This is a genomic window from Virgibacillus halodenitrificans JCM 12304, from assembly GCF_001310895.1.
Lineage (GTDB): Bacteria > Bacillota > Bacilli > Bacillales > Amphibacillaceae > Virgibacillus_Q > Virgibacillus_Q halodenitrificans.
This window is the reverse complement of sequence record NZ_BAZS01000035.1, coordinates 23,971-42,048: the sequence shown is the minus strand read 5'-3', so window position 1 is coordinate 42,048 and position 18,078 is coordinate 23,971. Positions and strand designations below refer to the sequence as shown.

Below are 18,078 nucleotides of genomic sequence, written 5' to 3'. Positions count from 1 at the left end.
ATGCTATTCCGGCTGGAGTCGCCATCTTACATTCCAATCAATTTGTATCTGCTTTAAACCATTAATAGCGGGTTATTATTTTACCACTTTACCCGTGAAGGAAAAACACCATGGCTTTTGTTGAGACGAGGAAACGCAGTCCCATTCCCCAGCTGAAGATACGCAGGACCAGAAAAGCTCCTATGAGAAACATCACACGCAGAAAAAGTGGGTTTCTTTTTTAAGGAAGTGGTTTTCCCCCGTGAAGCATTGCCCACGGAAAGCGAAGTGTATTTTCCGAAACGGCCGTTTACAGTACTATCAAGTTAATTCGCGTATATATATTTACGAATCAATGGGTAATCCAATATAACCTTGTTTATTTTATAGTAATTATATTTTCTTCATTAGCAGAAACAGATCTGTTTCTTTCAATGGTAACTGTTTCTCCATCCTTTAGGTTTGTAAATACAATTGGAGTAATGGTTGATTTTGCATGTTTTTCAATATATGCTAAGTCCGCTTTTAATAAAGGCTGACCTTGCTTCACTTCATCGCCTTCTTTAACAAGTGGCTCAAACCCTTCTCCTTTTAAATTAACTGTATCAATACCCACATGGATGAGAATTTCTTTACCACCTTCAGATAATATGCCAATCGCATGCTTTGTAGGGAAAAGATTCACGATTTTACCATTTACAGGTGAAACAATCTCGCCATCTTCAGGAACAATAGCAAACCCGTCTCCCATCATTTTACCAGCAAAAACATCGTCTGGAACCTCCGTAAGTGGAACAAGCTCTCCACTTAATGGTGAAGAAATTGACTCATTAATAGCTGTCTCATCATTTTGCATGCTTTCCGGATTAACCTCTTCAATTTGTTGTTGAATTTCTTCCTGTTGATCTGTTTCTACTGGACGTGGCGTTCTTCCTGCCATAATATCCTGCATTTGACCTTTAATTGTTTCAGAACGAGGTCCGAAAATTGCTTGGATGTTGTCACCAACTTCAAGTACACCAGCAGCACCCAGCTTTTTCAGACGATCTTTATCCACTTGGCTAATGGAATTGACTGATACGCGCAGTCTGGTAATACATGCATCTAAATGAGCGATATTTTCCTGCCCACCCATTGCTTCAAGTACATTAAAAGCAAGATCTCCGGTTTTTACTTTACTTGTTGTATTATCGGTATCTTCATCTGCTTTTTCACGGCCCGGTGTCATCAGATTGAACTTTTGAATAAAGAAACGGAAAATAACATAGTACACGACAGCAAAAATAATTCCTAATATGATTGTGATCCACCATGGTTCTTTACCAGGCAGAATTCCAAATAGGAAGAAATCAATGGCGCCACCAGAGAACGTATACCCTACGTTTACATCCAGCCAAGTCATTAGTACGAACGAAAATCCATCTAATACAGCATGAATAAAGAATAATACTGGAGATATAAACATAAATGTAAATTCAATTGGTTCTGTGATTCCGGTTAAGAAGGAAGTTAATGCTGCAGAACCAAGCAAGCCTGCAACCAGTTTCTTCTTTTCTGGCCGGGCAGTATGATACATAGCTAAGGCAGCAGCTGGAAGACCGAACATCATTACAGGAAACTCACCAGCCATGAAATTACCGGCAGTAATCTCGACACCGTCTTTTAATTGTTCAAAGAAGATGGTCATATCTCCACGAACTAACTCACCTGCTGCATTTGTATAAGAACCAAATTCATACCAGAAAGGTGCGTGGAAAATATGATGTAAACCAAACGGGATTAACAGTCTTTTAATAAACCCAAAGAAAAAGACTGCAAGGTAAGTACCTTCCTCAATTAGCCAATAAGATGCACTGTTCATCGCATCCTGTACAGGTGGCCATACAATAAGTAATATCAATCCTGCAACAAAGGACATTGCTGCAGTTACAATCGGAACGAATCGCTTACCAGCAAAGAATCCAAGAAATGAAGGCATTTCGATATTATGATACCTATTGTAACAAAAGGCAGCAATTAACCCGACGATAATCCCGCCAAACACACCGGTTTGTAATGTAGGTATTCCTAACACCGATGCAAAGCCTGGGTCATTTTCGAGCATGTCAGGTGATACACCAATCCAGGAACTCATCACCTGATTTAAAACTAAGTAACCTACAAGTGCGGCTAGACCAGCGGCTCCATCGCCAGCAAGACCGATAGCAACACCAATGGCGAAAATAAGTGCAAGATTACCAAAGATAACGCCACCAGCATCTTCCATTACCGTGGCTAGTAATTGAACCCAATCTGCCCCTAGAAAAGGAAGATAATTAAGCATTGTCTCCTGTTGGGCAGCATTACCCAGCCCGAGCAGAAGGCCGGCAGCGGGTAGTAAAGCGACAGGCAACATAAGTGCTTTACCCACTTTTTGCAGAACGCCAAAAGCTTTCTTAAACATTGTAAAACCTCCTAAGTAATAGATAAGCTTATTTAAGCAACAAAAAAAGGCATGAGCAGAATTGACAAAATGCAGATAGGGGATAGTTTTCCCAAATCTGTTTTTTTCATCAAATCATCTACTCATGCCTGATCGAGTCAGTAACACGTAAGACTATTATTATTCATATTTATTTGTTAATCGTTGCAGATGCATCGTTAAATAAACTGCCTCCGCATCAAACACAGGTTTTTTTAAAGTTTGTTGCATAATCTTAATAAGCTTCCATGATAAATTATAACATGTAGGATATTCCTTTTTCAATAGGCTTGCTATCTTCTCCGGTTCGGTTATCTCCTCCTCCTTTAATACACGCTCCATCGTATATCTGAGATGCCTTACCAATCGGATATAATCAATTCCCTCTCTGTCTATAGTTATGTTGAGTTGGTTCTCAATGGTTTCAATTAATACAGTTACAAGCTGGGAGTAACGATTAATGTCTGCTAATTGCTTATCTGTTATGGCACTATGAATATGAAGGGTAATAAAGCCAACCTCTCCTGATGGCAGATTAATATCCAATGATTGATTAATAAAGTCAACTACTTCTGCAGCAATTTCATATTCAAAGGGATAAAGCGTTTTCGTTTCACTTAAAAATGGGTTGCGAATTGCCAAGCCTTTCATTAAACGGGTGATGGCAAATAGAATATGATCTGTTAAGGCAACAAATACCTGTTCATTTACCAGTGTATTCGTTCGTTTCCTTATCATTTCAAGAGAACTAATAATTGTATCCATCGTGAACTCATCTATATTAGGTAAGAGCTGTTTATAGTGTTCCTGTTCTTTTTCGCTACGCAATACAAACAATTTTTCAATGGAAGATTCGGGTATTATTTCATTTTTCTTTGCTTGAAAACCAATTCCTTTACCAATGAGCACAACTTCATGTTGTTGTTCATCTAAAGCAATAAGTACATTGTTATTTAGAACCTTTTTGATTAAAAATGTATTCATTTATCTTCTGCTCCTTAAAATTTCATCATATCATGAACACAATAAACTGCAAGCATTGTATATAATAGATACATATTCTTTATCTTGAATTTAAAGTAAATAGATTGCTTTTGGTTAATATGGGTGTTATCATAAAATTATCAATCAATAATCTTGAATTCAAGATATTTATATATGGGAGGAAAAGAATATGTTAACTATAGGGATAATTGTTGGAAGTACACGTCAAGGGCGTAATGGGGAAGCTGTTGGAAAGTGGGCATATGATTTTGCTATTAGCCGTAACGATGAGGTTAAATATGAATTAGTAGATTTAGCAGACTACAAATTACCATTTCTAGGTGCTGAGCTGGATAAGTTTGCTCAAGAAGAAGCAAATAAATATATAAAAGCATGGTCTGAGAAAATGGCATCCTTTGATGGTTTTGTATTTGTAACACCAGAATATAATCATGCAACTTCAGCTATTCTTAAAAATGCGCTTGACCATCTAAATCCGGAACTAAACAATAAAGCTGCAGGCTTCGTTTCTTATGGTAGTTTGGGAGGGGCAAGAGCTATTGAGAATCTTCGTCTCATTTTAGGAGAATTACAGGTTGCGGATGTTCGCACCGCTGTTACCTTTTCTTTAATGACTGACTTCGAAAATATGAGTATCTTCCAACCGGCAGAATATCATGCAGCAAATGCTAACCAAATGCTTGATCAGGTTATAGCTTGGAGTACAGCACTAAAATCAATTCGTGGGTAAAGCTAACATTAGAGAGTCTTGAAATCTATAAAAGATTTCAAGACTTTTTTTATGTGAAGAGACAGGGGAATCGGCAGTAAAGCGAGCTAATCCGCCGCAGAAAGGTTTAATCGGCAGCAGTTGAATAAGCTTTTCATAGATAAGGTCCTGAAAGAGAATTTTACATTGATGCAGTTCAATGTTCTTCCTGCTCCGTGCGAAAATAATTGACTTTGTCTGAATTTTTATTATATACTATATTCAACAAGGTTGAATAATAAGAAACAGAAGTGAATATAAATACAGTAATTAATAAAGAGCAAATAATTATAGTAAACTCCGCTAATGAAAGCGCAATCATACAGTGAGATATGAGGAGGATTATAAATGGGACGATGGCCAGATCTTGTACAAATAAAAGAAGTAGGCCCGCGTGATGGCTTGCAAAACGAAAAGAAAATTATTTCCACTGCAGATAAGGTGAACTGGATTAATATGCTTTCAGAATCAGGAGTGAAAGAAATTGAATACTCCTCATTTGTCCATCCGAAATGGGTACCGGCATTATCTGATGCACATGAAGTTGGCCGCAAAATTAAACGTAAGCCAGAAGTGAAATATTCTGCACTTGTACCAAATCAAAAAGGGCTTGAGCTTGCCTTGGAAGCAGGAATTGATGGAGCTTCTGTATTCATGTCAGCGAGTGAATCACATAATAAAAAGAACATTAATAAATCCATTGATGAGACCTTCCCAGTGCTAAAGGAAGTCATAGAAGAAGCGAAAAAAGCCGGCAAGCATGTTACAGGCTATGTTTCTACTGTTTTTGATTGTCCGTATGAAGGTAGAATAGACCCCGATGAAGTGATTCGAGTATGTGATCGACTTTTAGAATTTGGTGTAGATGATCTTTCACTTGGAGATACCATTGGTACAGCTGTTCCATCTCAAGTAGGTCAACTCCTCGAACCGATTTTAAAAAGGTATCCAAAAGAAAAAGTTATTATGCATTTTCACGATACAAGGGGGATGGCAATAGCTAACATTATGACTTCCATGGATTATGGGATTACGCGCTTTGATAGCTCTGTCGGAGGGCTTGGTGGTTGTCCATATGCGCCTGGTGCGGCAGGTAATGTTGCTACAAACGATGTATTATATTTATTACATGGATTAGGTGTGAAAACAGGTATAGATGAGAAGAAGTTCCAGGAAGCGGCTTTATATATTCAAAACAAACTGGGAAAGGTACTTCCTAGCAAGTCACTCGCCTATACAACTGCTCAACTTTAAACATTATTACCATTTTACTGATGCAAAAATCAAACAAGTAAATGCCCTTATGGCAGAGAATAGATAGATTAACGGCATTGCTAGGTATATAGCTTTTAGAAGCCATCAATTGTTGATGGCTTTTGCTCTGTTTATTTTAAATTTTTGGAAATATGAGGAGGTGCGTTTTACGTCAAAGAATAGAGAAATAACTACTCTAGCTTTAATATTCTCAAACGTTTTTGCAGCTATATTTATATTTATTTCTATTTTTATAAATTTATCTTTATTTAAGAACCTGCATAATTATGTTTTAGAAGCAAGTGTAATAGTAGGTATTTTAGCTTTTATAGGGTTTTACTTAGGAATAAAGATAGGGATGAAACTATTCCCCAAAAAATAGCAACTATAATTTTTCAAAAAGTCATTTTTTGATGCTTCAATTCGATGTCTACTGATTATGAAAATAGAAATGGCTCAAGGAGGAGGATTTTATCTGTCTTCCTTAAAGACGCATGCGCTTTTCTCAGCGTTCCTTGACGAATGGGGCATGCTCCTCTATGATTAAATCACTAGAAAGGTCTGTAGAGAAAGGGGAGGTCCCCAATAGATTTACATAATATAGGTAGAAAAATTAAGGAAGCCCGGTTGGGTAATAAAAAAACTCAACAGCAAATTGCTGACGAATGCGGTATTTCTAAAAGTATGCTTTCTAAAATAGAAAATGGGCAAACTTCTTCCGCGGTAGCTACTTTATCAAAAATTAGTGAGGCCTTAGAGGTTCCGCTTGCCTGGGTATTGGATGACCATCCCGAAACAGATATTGTCATGCTTCCGAAAGCAGAAAGACAATTCACGGTGGGTAATGAAAGTATGGGTTACTCTTATGAGTTATTGGCTAATCGTTCGAAATTTTCCAGTATTGAACCAACCATAGTACATGTTACCCCTAAAGATGATAATCTGCGGCATGAGCCATACACCCATTCACAGGAAGAGTTTATTTACATTCTGGATGGCTCGATCTATCTATTGTACGATGGGGAGAAGCATTTTATGGAAGCAGGAGATTCTGCATATTTTAAAGGAACAAAGCCTCATTTATTTGTCCCCGTTGAAAATAAAGAAGCAAAGGTTTTAACTATTTTTATATCTTAGAAAAAAAGCAGCCCCTTGTAGGTAGCTGCTTTTTGTATGTGTTATTCTGTAATAAAATGGCCCTTTTCTATATGAAGGATGCGGTTGCCGAGTTTTTTTGCTTCCTCTGTTGAGTGTGTGACCATAATGATTGGAATATCCCAAAGCTTTTGTAATCTAATTAGCTCTTCATGGCTGTTTGCACGAGTTGCTTCATCCAGGGCGGAAAAAGGTTCATCCAATAGAAGTGCTTCTGGTTCTGTTGCAAGTGCTCGAGCCAAGGCTACCCGTTGTTTTTCTCCGCCGGAAATATATAAAGGATATTGTTCTGATAGATGGTCGATCGCTAATTCTTTCATTAGCTGTTTCGCCAGCACGTCACTTTTTGCTCCATAACGAATATTTTTAAAAACAGTCATATGGGGGAAAAGTGCATAATCCTGAAACAGATAACCGATGTTCCTTTTCGGTGTTGGTACTGTAACAAATGTGTCATAGAGTGTACGACCTTGAAGGGTGATTTCTCCAGCGTCCGGTTTGATCAGTCCTGCGACACAATTTAGGATGGTTGTCTTGCCAGAGCCTGATGCCCCAAAAAGAATAACTATTTCATTTCCCACTGAAAAATTTACTTCCAGTTTAAAGTGGGATAGCTTTTTATGAACATTTATATGTAACATGGAAAATCCACCTTTACTGTCGGTTTATTTCGGTCGCTGGGAATAACGCATCATGTTTCGTTTGCTCCACCAGTTTAACCATAGAATAGCACTGAAACCGAGAGCAACAATAATGATCACCCAGAAAGTGGCCATTTCTGTATTTCCTGATTCAACTGCAAAGTAAATGGCAAGTGGAATGGTATCTGTTACACCTGGTATATACCCTGCAAGCATAAGGGTAGCTCCAAATTCACCAAGTGCTCGGGCAAAAGTGAGGACCAAGCCACCAAGCAAGCCAGGCCAAGCCAAGGGGAAGGAGATCGTCCAAAAGACACGCCACTTGGAAGCCCCCATGGTATACGCTGCTTTTTCCAAATTGGCATCATATTGCTGAAATGCGGCCGAAGCGCTCTGATACATGAGGGGAAAGGCTACAACGATTGCAGCAATTAGCACAGCATACCAGGTGAAAACGATTTGTACATCAAACCATTTGGATAACAATATTCCAAGAGGCCCATTTTTACCAAAAATAAATAATAAACCAAAACCGACTACAGTTGGTGGTAAAACAAGTGGAAGCAGAAAAATTGCTTCCAGAATACTTTTTCCTGGGAATGTATTTCTAGTTATTACTCTTGCAAGAAAAACCCCGGCTATAAAAACAATAACCGTAGCCAGAGCTGCAGTTTGAAAAGATAGCCAAAGTGGTGAAAGATTCATATTTTCCATAAAAATCATCCTGAGATTATTTTTTAAATCCATACTTTTCCAATATTTGTTGTGCTTCCTTTGACTCCATAAATTGGATAAATGACTTTGCCGCTTCTGTATGTTTCGTTTCTTTAAGTACTGCAATTGGATAAATAATAGGATCATGCGTCTCCGGAGCTAATGTTGTAAGTATCTTTACTTTACTGGAAGTAAGCGCATCACTTTTATAAACGAAGCCAATTTCTGCATTTTTAGTTTCCACATAGGTAAGTACTTGTCTAACATCCTTGCCAAGAACCATTTGGCTCTCAAACTCTTCCCATTTATTCAATTTTTGTAATGCTTGTTCAGCATATTCACCGGCCGGCACGCTATCGGGATTTCCAATGGCAACTTGCCCGATATCCTTTCCTGAAATTTCTTCAACAGAATGGTAGTTTATATCAGTATCTTTATGCGTAATTAATACAAGGCTGTTTCCTGCTACATCTTTTCGTGTATCAGGGAAGATTAACTTTTCCTTTTCGAGCTTATCCATCCAATCCTGATTTGCTGAAATAAAAACATCTGCAGGTGCTCCGTGTTGAATTTGTTGAGCCAGCTTTCCTGAACCACCCAGATTAAAGGTGAGGTTAACGTCATGATCATTTTCATATAGTTCTTTAATTTCATCGAGGGCATCCGTTAAACTAATTGCGGCAGAGACTGTTAGCGACTCGCTCTCCTTTTTATTATTTTTCTCTTGTTCCAAGGAAGAGTTATCACTATTTCCACAAGCGTTTAATAGAACGATTGAAAATATTATAAGAAGCAAGAGACTATTCTTTCTCATTTTTCTTCCTCCTGTTCAAATCACAATCCAACTAATTATGTCTAATTATAACTAATTATATATGGATTTAATTTATAAGTAAATGATAATATGGACGTTAAGAGAGTATGGAAAATGAGGTGAAGATTATGTCTCACAAGGAGTCTTACACACCTGAAGAAATTGCGCGTTTATTGAAAGTATCGAAACTAACGGTATACGATTTAATTAAGAAGGGGCAGCTCAGTGCGTTTCGTGTAGGCAGACAAATGAGAGTCGACGCCATAGAATTAGAAAACTATAAACTTCGTGGAAAAGAAGTAAAAACAGATGATGGAAGTTCAAAGCAACCCACTCCTGATTCTTCTCCATCATCTTCTGTGGTTATTTGCGGTCAGGATAATAGTTTGGATATTTTAGCTGGAGAACTAGAAAAACAAATAAATGAGATGCCTTTAAGGTCATATACAGGGAGCCTGGATAGTTTGATAGGTTTGTATAAGGGAAAGGCGAATATTGTTAGTACGCATTTGTTTGATGGGGATACGGGGACATATAATATTCCTTATGTTCGGAAATTACTTGTCAGTAAGTCATTTATTGTTATCGGATTTATTAAACGAATTGCGGGATTTTATGTAGCGAAAGGCAATCCGAAATCGATTACTTCTTGGCCTGATCTTATGAAGAAGGGTATAACTATAGTAAATCGTGAACCTGGAGCAGGTGCACGTATCTTATTAGATGAACAATTCCGTTTGCACGATATAAATAAATTACAGGTGGCAGGCTATGAACAGGAAATGAAAAGCCATCTCGATATTGCTTCAGCTATTGCAAGTGGCAAAGCAGATGTTGGTGTAGGTATTGAACAAGTATCAAAATTAGCACCTGTTGATTTTATTCCTTTAATAGAAGAAAGCTATGACCTTGTATTACTGAAGAACGAAGAAAATATGCAGCTTATTTCTGCTGTACGTAAAATATTGAAAAGTAAGGATTTTCAAGAGAAGTTACGTTCATTGGGCTATAATATGGACAACATAGGTGAAATACGCTGGGAACAATAGATATTTGATGAAGGGCAGGTGACTTAGATTGGATGTAAAGCAATTAAAGTATTTTATTGAGGTTACCAAATCAGGAAGTTTTACACGGGCAGCAAACCAGCTATACATTACTCAACCTGCTATCAGCAGAATAATTAAATCATTGGAAGATGAATTAGGTGTTCCGCTCTTTGTAAGATCAAGGAAGCATTTGTCCCTTACGGAAGCGGGAAAGGTGTTTTACAACCATGCCCAGCAGATGGAGGAGCAATATCATGCGTTATTAAATGACTTGGAGCAACTGGTTACCTTACAGAAAGGACATTTACGAATTGGCTTACCCTCTATAATAAATTCCTTCTTTTTCTCTCAGTTTCTTGCTGCGTTCCATAGAGAGTATCCTGAGATTACTTTTCAACTTGTTGAAGATGGTTCCAAACGAATAGAAGAAAAGGTAGCTAATGACGAATTGGACTTTGGCGTTGTTGTCTTACCAACACAGCATCATGTTTTCGATAATTATTCTTTCGTGAAGGAAAAGCTGAAGATTATCGTTCCTTCCTCCCACCGTTTGGCAGCAAGGGAAAAAATCGAGTTGAAAGAATTAAGAGAAGAAGCCTTTATTATGTTTAATAAAGACTTCGCTTTAAGGGATAATATTATTCAAGCATGTAACGAGTCCGGATTTAAACCGAAAATCATCTCAGAAACCTCTCAACTTGATTTTATCGAAGAAATGGTTGCATCAAAGCTTGGTATCACACTGCTGCCTGAGAGTACCAGTATGGAGCTGACAAGTGACGTTATTGCTATCCCTGTGGCCAACCCAGCCATTGACTGGGACCTGGCATTGATCTGGAAAAACGATGTTCGCCTTTCCCATGTCATGCAGGAATTTATTCGTTTTGCCAAGGAAAAACTACTGCAGAAATAATTCTGCAGTGGTTGTCATTTTTGCAAACTAGTTAATTTGGATGATGTTTATTCTGGTCTAGTTTAGTGGAAATTTCCTTTAAGATGGAATTTTTCTCTTTGAGTGTCTTGATTAGCGTTACTGCAAACCAGATCACAAATGCAATCATTCCAACGTAAATAAGTAAAGGAATTAGGGCAAAAAAGTTAAATGCATGCATCATGTTTTCACCTCCAATGGATATAATATGTTCTTATACAGTTTAATAGTAACAAAGCATGGAAAATAATGAAGTATTGAAGGTTTTTTAAATAAAAATAGATGCAGCGCAGTTTATCTTAAAGGTGGAAAAGGAACTGATGAACCATATACCGATAATATCGGAGGTTAACAAATTTATTCTTAATGCTAAAAATGGAGGTGGCTTTTCATGAAGGGAAGATTGGAGATAGTATATCGAACCCCTAAAGGAGCGGAGGTTGCATTTACTTCCGAAGAAATGACTGCAGCCAAAGCATTGCTCATGGCGGAAGATCTGCAAAAATCAGGGCGACTTAAACAAGCAATTTTTATTGATCGTAGTGACCATGAATGGACTACTAAACAGTTGAAGGCCTATTTAGAAGAAATTAAAACAGAGCCTCATAATATTACCGTGTATTTTGATGGTGGTTTCGATATTAATACAAGAAAAGCCGGGCTTGGTTGTGTCATCTATTATGAGCAAAATGGAAAAAAGCTTCGAATACGTAAAAATGCCCTCGTGGCGGAAATGGAAACGAACAATGAAGCTGAATATGCTGCTTTACATTTGGCTATTCAAGAATTAGAGCTGTTAGGTGCTCATCATTTACCTGTTTTGTTCACGGGAGATTCCCAAGTAGTAATAAATCAGTTGGAAGATGAATGGCCAGTTATGGAAAAGGAATTAACGAGCTGGCTTGATAAAATTGAAGGGAAACTTAAGGAAATGGGAATTCAGCCTGAATATAAATTAGTTTCCCGGAAAAATAACCAAGAAGCAGATCGCTTAGCGACACAGGCATTAAATAAAGTAGAAGTAACCAGCCAGAGTGAATGGAAATAAAGGCAATAGACAACAGGGGTATTTTTGACCAGGTTAAAAAGACTGGTTTATTTATACGTGAGACAGGAAATTGCTTATTAACAACTTTAGAATTCTTCATTTAACTTAAGGAGGCGTTCTGTTTGGCTAATAACTTGGGTCATATGAAAGGAAATAATCGGTATAACCATCTTTCCAAAAATTTATGGTCTGGCTTTTTGTTTGGACTTGGCCTTGCAGCATTTGTAGACGAAATGGTGTTTCATCAGCTATTGCATTGGCATCATTTCTATGACAAATCCTCACTCGCAATAGGGCTGTTATCCGACGGCTTTTTCCATGCCTTTAGCTGGTTTGCGACAATTGGCGGTCTATTTATAGTAGCAGATTTAAAACGACGTGATGCCTTCTGGGTCAGCAGATGGTGGGGAGGCGTTCTTCTAGGTGCAGGTATCTTTCAGCTGTATGATGGCACGATCCAACATAAATTAATGCGTATTCATCAAATTCGTTACGAGGTAGACATTCTTCCATATGATTTAGTCTGGAATATCACTGCTATTATCATGATTGTGATTGGAGCTATTTTGTTACGAAAAACAGGGAAGAAGGCCATTAGGGGAGTGAACCTTCCAAATGGATAATCAAATGAACTTGATGCTAGACTCAATTTTATTAGTAATCCCCTTTATTACAGGGGGGATTGCCTATCTAATTGCAGTTTTTATATCTATACGCAAGGGAAGAAAATGGCCCCTCTGGAGGACTGTGTTAGGATTAGCAGGTTTTTTAACTGTGGGTATAGCAGTAGCGGGTCCAATCGCTGAAAAGGCACATATGGACTTTACTTTTCATATGCTCAGCCATTTGCTGCTTGGGATGCTCGGTCCATTGCTAATCGCCTTATCTGCACCTATGACTTTAATATTACGTGCACTTCCTGTTTCAGCAGCCAGAAGGCTCACTAGCTTATTAAGAAGTACATATGCTGGCTTTGTGACTAATCCGATTGTGGCAAGCATCCTAAATATAGGCGGGCTTTGGCTATTATATGCGACAGATTTATTTTCTCTGATGCACGAATCGCTCCTGTTATATGTTATTATTCATGCCCATGTATTTTTGGCTGGCTATTTGTTCACAATCTCTTTAATATATATTGACCCAACACCACATCGATATAGTTTCGTTTATCGAGTGAGTGTATTTATTGTTGCTTTAGCAGGACATGGCATTTTATCCAAATATATTTACGGTTTTCCCCCAGATGGTGTAAGCACCTCAGAAGCTCAAACGGGAGGGATGCTTATGTATTACGGAGGAGACCTTATTGATCTCTTATTGATATTTGTGCTATGCCTTCACTGGTACCGGGCTACGCGGCCAAACACCGTTCCACAACAGGCGTTTAATTAGGTTTACACGGGGCTGGGACATAACTAAACAATGCTATTCTAAAGACGAACTATTTAAAATGTGGGAACCCCGCTCCGGAAAAACACTTCGCTTTCCGTGGGCGCTGCTAAGCCTCCTCGTGCTATGCACTCCGGGGTCTTAGCTAGGCTTTTTCTCCCACAATGGTTTTCGGTGGGACGAGTAACCGCAGTCCCAGGAGTCTGCGTGTTTTTCCTCCGCTAATTCGTTACAAAAAATAAATCCGAACCATAATTCATTATTAGTATGAATCGGTTCGGATTTTAACTTTATAAAATTTCATTTGGCCCAGCCTCTTTTTGTATGCATGGCCGTCTCCGGCTTGAGCACTTCCTCTTTTCTACTTACGGCATTAGCTTTTCTTCTTACTTGTTTTCTTACATTTTCGCCATAAAGCCTTTACATAACATTTTGTTATATATTGCATCTGTTATCGGCATTGTACTATAAGAAACCACCTGTACTATAATAGGTAATGTATTAAAAATACTTTTTATAGTTAAGGTGAAATTAATGGAAGCAAAAAGAATGAAAGATACCAGGATTATTCAAAATGATCAGGTTCTCATAAATGATTTAAATAATTACCATACATTGTTTGGTGGAGTTCTAATGAAAAAACTGGATGCTTGTGCAACTCTTTCAGCTCAAAGACATGCACGTGTGAAAGAATGTGTGACCGCATCTACGGACTCGGTTAATTTTATTGAGCCAATTCGGCAAAGTGATTCTGTTTGTATAGAATCATTTGTTTCTTATACAGGTAGAAGCTCGATGGAAATCTTTTGCAAGGTAACAGCAGAAAATACACTCACTGCAGAAAGAAGAATTGCTGCTACAGCATTTCTAACATTTGTTGCTTTAGACGAGAATAAGCGACCAATTGAAGTGCCAGGCATTATACCAGAAACCGAGGAAGAAAAATTCCTTTATGAAACAGGTAAAGAACGGGCAAAAATTAGAAAGTTAAAGCGAGAGCAAAATAAAGATCTTGTTGCAGCTTTAACTGTTAAAAAACCTTGGGATGAAGTGTAGGAGGGGTAGTATGTTAGTTACATCAAGTTTTAGTGAACTCATGCATGCAAAGAAGGACCTGGAAACATTTAAACAGACACAGCCTGAAACGTATGAATCGTTTGTAGGGATAGTTCATTTAACAAGACAGCTGCAATTTAACTATCAGTACATGGGCTGCCTGCTTATGGATGAGGAACCAACACAGTTCCGTCCGCAAGTACAAGATGATTTTGTGTTACAGGTTTTTCATAAAGAAGTTATGAAATTGAAGCAAGACCAAGCAGCAAAAAAATTATGCAGTCTTTTAGGAGCTTATAGACAAATAGGTTACGCTAATTTATGCAAATTAATTATGGGCAAAAGTCCTAACGTATTAGTCGGCCCGCAAATTGTATAAGTCTATAAAATAGATGAAAATATTTTCCGATTTTCGCGAAATAGTATGCTACGAAGTACTTTTAAGTTAAGTATGAAAAGATAACACTGTAGTAGCTATCATATGTATTCAACACGTAAAAAGCATTCCTTCATGATAAGGAATGCTTTTTTAGATATAATTGCTTTAGGATTAATTGAATAATGGATTGCTTATTAAATCCGCTTAAAGCAGATATTATTACTTGCTGTTATTAACGGCCGGAAGTTTCACTGTTAACTCATCTATGGTGCTTCTTTTACAACAATTGCAGTCGTCGTTTTAGTTGTTTTACATGGTGTAAAAGCAGTTTCTTCGACAAGACCGATTTTAATAGCCGCTTCCAATTTCTCGGTGTCGGGGAGCTTTTCCACAATAATAAAATCATGTAAGTTTAACTGTTCTAATTTTTGAACTGTCAATTCTTGATTATAGCCAATAGCTGTACGAACCTGTCGTTGTAATTTATAGCTGCCACACGTTACCTCACCTTTTTGATCTTTACCAATAGAATCATCAAGATTAAGATTGAAGTCTTTCTTTAATTGTTTCATTTCTTGTTCAATTTCCTTTTTTTGTTTGCTTAATATATAGTATCTCTCCAAGTCAGCTTCTGAAATTCTTACTGAGCTTCCCATAGAAACGCCTCCGCCCTCATGTGTGTTAATACATTCTATGTTAAGCAGTTCGAATTATGACAAGCAGATAAGCGCAAAAAAGGAATATATTATTCTGGATAAACAACTGTGCCATCCTTTTCAATAATTGGCCTGGCCCCCCATTTTCCTAATTCATGCTCAATAATAGTTATATTTCCCTTATTGTCAGGAATAATATGATTAACTTTCCAATTATGTGTAGCAAGCCAATTACTAATAATTAATCGATGACAACGTGCTGGATGACGTTCAGAGCAACAATAAACCGTTCTTTTCTTTTGGGCTAGTTGGGACAAAGCGGCAATACCCTCATGAAATGATTCTGTTAATGTATAATCAGCATAATTATGAAAGGATTGGTTCTCCCATGCCCCGTTTAAAAGAGGGGACACGTCAGAGGAAGCCTTCCTCCTTCCTCCCAGTTTTGGAAAGTGCTCGTAATGAATGCCTGCAGCTTGAAGCCAATCAGGCATATTGTCCTTTGAGTATTGAGGAAATTTCCTACTGCCGGGGAATGCTCGTACATCGGCTACTGCTTCTATATCCGCATCAGAAAGTAAACGAAGAAAGTCCTCCTTGGAATGCGAATAATGTCCGATTGAATGAATGTGCACTTTAACCCTCCTCTCCGGATATTGTTTACCAAACAAGCCGATGACTATTTTTTACTATAGTGAATAGACTATGGGCGATAAGAAATTGAGCCGAGTAGTATGTCAGCATGATAAGCTCTGCAGCATTCGGTATAGGGGACACAAACATATTCCATGCCAAGACACTATCAGAGATAACAAACAAAATACTTCCCCACAAAGCCCACCGGTTACCTGTCATCATAGCCGACCATGTCATAATAGAAATAACCAGTATATAGAGAAGGACAGGAATGACAAGCGATTGTTCTCCAGATTCGTTTAAAGCCTGTATAAGTCTTCTGCCAAATAGTATAGCGTATATTCCAACAGGGATTGCGTATAGCATCCGGATTACAGAGAAATTCCACCGTGTTAAAAAGCCAGTAATATAAAAAAGATGGCCAATTAAAAAGGCTGACAATCCTAAAATAAACCAATGAATCGTCCCGTCTCCAAGCATAGAGAAGATCAAACCACAAAGAAGTAGCCAGTGTGTTTTGCTCTTCCAGCGGCCACTTTGTTCAAAAGCATACATAAGAATCATAGCCATTGGAATAAGTTTAAAAAATAATTTAAAGATAAAGGGGTCATCTGGAACAATAAATATATATAAGATACTCATAGTGAGAATGAGCAGTGGTAAGCGATTTGCAGGCATTATACATACATCCTTCCTTTTATATCCTTCTATTAAACCATTTCGAGACTCTCTAGTCTAATTCCTGCTGATAACAATCATTTATGTATCCTATTCTATGATAAACTAATAGTAAGTTTAATAATAAATTGAGTTTCAGTTTTAAAATGTGGATACATATAGAGACAATATTTACAGTTATAACTGAAAAGGAGAGGATATGCTTGGTTGCTACTATTGGACAAAACGGATTGAAGTTAATGGTGGGAGATATTACCTTGCAAAAGACGGATGTAATTGTTAATGCTGCAAATGGGACTCTATTGGGTGGCGGTGGAGTAGATGGAGCCATCCATAAAGCGGCGGGCGAGGAACTATTGGATGCTTGTAAGAGAGTAAGAGAGGAAGAATTAAGCGGAAGGCAGCTGCCAACAGGAGAAGCAGTTATAACAAAGGGATACAATCTCCCGGCAAGCTATGTCATTCATACCGTTGGACCAGTGTGGGAGGGTGGTGCAGCAAATGAACCGACGCTGCTTGCATCCTGCTATGAAAATGCAATGCAAATGGCATTAAAGCATCAGCTAACAAGCATAGCTTTTCCTTCTATTTCCACAGGTGTCTATCGTTTTCCTATTGAATTCGCGGCAGATATAGCATTAACCACACTTGTATCCTTTTTAAAGGAACATCATTTTGGACAAGTCGTAATAACTTTATTCTCGGAAGCGGATTATGATGTGTATAAAACTTCCCTTAAAAAAATAATGGAAGAGGAGGGAGACCTGCCAAATGAAACTAATTTATAGCGGCAAAACGAAAGATGTTTATCAAACAGAAGAAGGAAATATGTTATTGAAATTTAAAGATGATGTGACAGGAGAAAATGGGGTCTTTGATCCTGGTGCAAATACCGTTGGCCTTACAATGGAAGGAGCAGGTAAAGCAGGTTTAAAGCTTACGACTCTTTTCTTTCAGAAACTGAATAAAAAGGGAATTCCAAATCACTATATTGACTCAGATATAGAGGAGGCTACCATGACGGTAATTCCAGCAACTCAATTTGGGGAAGGTCTGGAAGTGATTTGCCGATACAAAGCTGTTGGGAGCTTTTTGAGACGATATGGTAAATACGCAACGGAGGGACAGAAACTTGATGGCTTCGTAGAGATCACATTAAAGGATGATGAACGGCAAGATCCCCCCATTAATGAGGATGCATTAAAAATGCTAGGTATTTTAACAAAGGAAGAGTATCAGGTAATTAAAAATTTAACTGTCAAAATAGCTGAAATGGTTAAGGAAGAATTGATAAAGAGAGAAATAGAATTGTATGATATTAAATTAGAATTCGGAAAAGACCCTGATGGAAATATTATATTAATTGATGAAATTTCAGGTGGTAATATGCGTGCATATAAAGAAGGACAATATATTCCCCCAATGGAGTTGGAAAGAATAGTAGTCTCTTCCTGATACAATGTCCATACTAAAGCAGGGCCC

The 18,078-nt window shown here is 37.9% G+C and carries 22 protein-coding genes; 13 read left to right on the top strand and 9 right to left on the bottom strand.

The window, feature by feature from the left end; genetic code table 11:
• Positions 1 to 358 precede the first annotated feature (358 nt).
• The gene (gene ptsG / locus JCM12304_RS15835) at positions 359 to 2,422 is read right to left on the bottom strand and encodes a glucose-specific PTS transporter subunit IIBC (RefSeq protein ID WP_060681481.1); all 2,064 of its coding nucleotides are present in this window, start codon (positions 2,420 to 2,422) and stop codon (positions 359 to 361) included.
• A gap of 159 nt (positions 2,423 to 2,581) precedes the next feature.
• Entirely contained in the window at positions 2,582 to 3,424 is an 843-nt protein-coding gene (glcT, locus tag JCM12304_RS15830) for a glucose PTS transporter transcription antiterminator GlcT (protein WP_060681479.1), read from the bottom strand.
• Between the two features lie 190 nt (positions 3,425 to 3,614).
• On the opposite strand from glcT, the gene JCM12304_RS15825 reads away from it, so the two are divergent.
• The 4 genes from JCM12304_RS15825 to JCM12304_RS15810 all read left to right on the top strand — a co-directional run bounded on the left by JCM12304_RS15825 (position 3,615) and on the right by JCM12304_RS15810 (position 6,584).
• Positions 3,615 to 4,175: an NADPH-dependent FMN reductase gene (locus JCM12304_RS15825; RefSeq protein ID WP_060681477.1), complete on the top strand. Its 561-nt coding sequence runs from the start codon at positions 3,615 to 3,617 to the stop codon at positions 4,173 to 4,175.
• 366 nt (positions 4,176 to 4,541) lie between these two features.
• Positions 4,542 to 5,447: a hydroxymethylglutaryl-CoA lyase gene (locus JCM12304_RS15820; RefSeq protein WP_060681476.1), complete on the top strand. Its 906-nt coding sequence runs from the start codon at positions 4,542 to 4,544 to the stop codon at positions 5,445 to 5,447.
• Between the two features lie 115 nt (positions 5,448 to 5,562).
• Entirely contained in the window at positions 5,563 to 5,829 is a 267-nt protein-coding gene (locus JCM12304_RS19770; RefSeq protein ID WP_218185793.1) for a hypothetical protein, read from the top strand.
• Positions 5,830 to 6,032: 203 nt separating this feature from the next.
• Positions 6,033 to 6,584, top strand: a complete 552-nt coding sequence (locus tag JCM12304_RS15810) for a helix-turn-helix domain-containing protein (RefSeq protein WP_060681472.1) — start codon at positions 6,033 to 6,035, stop codon at positions 6,582 to 6,584.
• A gap of 41 nt (positions 6,585 to 6,625) precedes the next feature.
• Here JCM12304_RS15810 and JCM12304_RS15805 read toward each other — a convergent pair whose 3' ends face one another.
• The 3 genes from JCM12304_RS15805 to modA are packed head-to-tail and all read right to left on the bottom strand — an operon-like array spanning position 6,626 to position 8,771.
• Positions 6,626 to 7,243 carry an ATP-binding cassette domain-containing protein gene (locus JCM12304_RS15805; protein WP_060681470.1) on the bottom strand — a complete coding sequence of 206 codons (618 nt, stop codon included), beginning with the start codon at positions 7,241 to 7,243 and terminating at the stop codon, positions 6,626 to 6,628.
• A 24-nt stretch (positions 7,244 to 7,267) separates the two neighbouring features.
• Positions 7,268 to 7,948 carry a molybdate ABC transporter permease subunit gene (gene modB / locus JCM12304_RS15800; protein WP_033353607.1) on the bottom strand — a complete coding sequence of 227 codons (681 nt, stop codon included), beginning with the start codon at positions 7,946 to 7,948 and terminating at the stop codon, positions 7,268 to 7,270.
• A 25-nt stretch (positions 7,949 to 7,973) separates the two neighbouring features.
• Complete coding sequence (gene modA, locus JCM12304_RS15795; protein ID WP_060681468.1) at positions 7,974 to 8,771, bottom strand: molybdate ABC transporter substrate-binding protein; 798 nt, start codon at positions 8,769 to 8,771, stop codon at positions 7,974 to 7,976.
• Positions 8,772 to 8,899: 128 nt separating this feature from the next.
• Between modA and JCM12304_RS15790 the strand changes: the two genes are divergently transcribed.
• Together JCM12304_RS15790 and cidR are read left to right on the top strand one after the other, a co-directional pair.
• Positions 8,900 to 9,820, top strand: coding sequence for a substrate-binding domain-containing protein (locus JCM12304_RS15790; RefSeq protein WP_060681466.1), 921 nt, complete (start codon positions 8,900 to 8,902; stop codon positions 9,818 to 9,820).
• A gap of 28 nt (positions 9,821 to 9,848) precedes the next feature.
• Complete coding sequence (gene cidR / locus JCM12304_RS15785; protein WP_019376306.1) at positions 9,849 to 10,733, top strand: cidABC operon transcriptional activator CidR; 885 nt, start codon at positions 9,849 to 9,851, stop codon at positions 10,731 to 10,733.
• A 31-nt stretch (positions 10,734 to 10,764) separates the two neighbouring features.
• Here the strand turns inward: cidR and JCM12304_RS19650 are convergent, their stop codons facing one another.
• Positions 10,765 to 10,935 carry a hypothetical protein gene (locus tag JCM12304_RS19650; RefSeq protein WP_019376305.1) on the bottom strand — a complete coding sequence of 57 codons (171 nt, stop codon included), beginning with the start codon at positions 10,933 to 10,935 and terminating at the stop codon, positions 10,765 to 10,767.
• A gap of 207 nt (positions 10,936 to 11,142) precedes the next feature.
• Here JCM12304_RS19650 and JCM12304_RS15780 point away from each other — a divergent pair, with 207 nt between their 5' ends.
• The 5 genes from JCM12304_RS15780 to JCM12304_RS15760 all read left to right on the top strand — a co-directional run bounded on the left by JCM12304_RS15780 (position 11,143) and on the right by JCM12304_RS15760 (position 14,626).
• Positions 11,143 to 11,799 (top strand): reverse transcriptase-like protein, encoded by a 657-nt coding sequence (locus JCM12304_RS15780; protein WP_060681464.1) that lies wholly within the window; start codon positions 11,143 to 11,145, stop codon positions 11,797 to 11,799.
• Positions 11,800 to 11,942: 143 nt separating this feature from the next.
• Entirely contained in the window at positions 11,943 to 12,422 is a 480-nt protein-coding gene (locus tag JCM12304_RS15775; protein WP_060681487.1) for a DUF2243 domain-containing protein, read from the top strand.
• Positions 12,415 to 13,194 (top strand): cytochrome c oxidase assembly protein, encoded by a 780-nt coding sequence (locus tag JCM12304_RS15770; RefSeq protein ID WP_060681462.1) that lies wholly within the window; start codon positions 12,415 to 12,417, stop codon positions 13,192 to 13,194. The genes JCM12304_RS15775 and JCM12304_RS15770 overlap by 8 nt, the downstream gene beginning before the upstream one ends.
• Positions 13,195 to 13,725: 531 nt before the next feature.
• A complete protein-coding gene (locus JCM12304_RS15765) occupies positions 13,726 to 14,247 on the top strand; it encodes an acyl-CoA thioesterase (protein WP_019376301.1) in 522 nt (173 codons plus the stop codon).
• 10 nt (positions 14,248 to 14,257) lie between these two features.
• Complete coding sequence (locus JCM12304_RS15760; RefSeq protein ID WP_019376300.1) at positions 14,258 to 14,626, top strand: hypothetical protein; 369 nt, start codon at positions 14,258 to 14,260, stop codon at positions 14,624 to 14,626.
• 263 nt (positions 14,627 to 14,889) lie between these two features.
• Here JCM12304_RS15760 and JCM12304_RS15755 read toward each other — a convergent pair whose 3' ends face one another.
• The 3 genes from JCM12304_RS15755 to JCM12304_RS15745 all read right to left on the bottom strand — a co-directional run bounded on the left by JCM12304_RS15755 (position 14,890) and on the right by JCM12304_RS15745 (position 16,596).
• Positions 14,890 to 15,282 carry a hypothetical protein gene (locus JCM12304_RS15755; RefSeq protein ID WP_060681460.1) on the bottom strand — a complete coding sequence of 131 codons (393 nt, stop codon included), beginning with the start codon at positions 15,280 to 15,282 and terminating at the stop codon, positions 14,890 to 14,892.
• 89 nt (positions 15,283 to 15,371) lie between these two features.
• Positions 15,372 to 15,917: a DUF488 domain-containing protein gene (locus tag JCM12304_RS15750; RefSeq protein ID WP_060681458.1), complete on the bottom strand. Its 546-nt coding sequence runs from the start codon at positions 15,915 to 15,917 to the stop codon at positions 15,372 to 15,374.
• A gap of 25 nt (positions 15,918 to 15,942) precedes the next feature.
• Positions 15,943 to 16,596 carry a lysoplasmalogenase gene (locus tag JCM12304_RS15745; protein ID WP_060681456.1) on the bottom strand — a complete coding sequence of 218 codons (654 nt, stop codon included), beginning with the start codon at positions 16,594 to 16,596 and terminating at the stop codon, positions 15,943 to 15,945.
• A 203-nt stretch (positions 16,597 to 16,799) separates the two neighbouring features.
• Here JCM12304_RS15745 and JCM12304_RS15740 point away from each other — a divergent pair, with 203 nt between their 5' ends.
• Together JCM12304_RS15740 and JCM12304_RS15735 are read left to right on the top strand one after the other, a co-directional pair.
• The gene (locus JCM12304_RS15740) at positions 16,800 to 17,384 is read left to right on the top strand and encodes an O-acetyl-ADP-ribose deacetylase (RefSeq protein ID WP_157360469.1); all 585 of its coding nucleotides are present in this window, start codon (positions 16,800 to 16,802) and stop codon (positions 17,382 to 17,384) included.
• Complete coding sequence (locus JCM12304_RS15735; RefSeq protein WP_060681454.1) at positions 17,368 to 18,051, top strand: phosphoribosylaminoimidazolesuccinocarboxamide synthase; 684 nt, start codon at positions 17,368 to 17,370, stop codon at positions 18,049 to 18,051. Before JCM12304_RS15740 ends, JCM12304_RS15735 begins: the two co-directional genes overlap by 17 nt.
• Positions 18,052 to 18,078 lie beyond the last annotated feature (27 nt).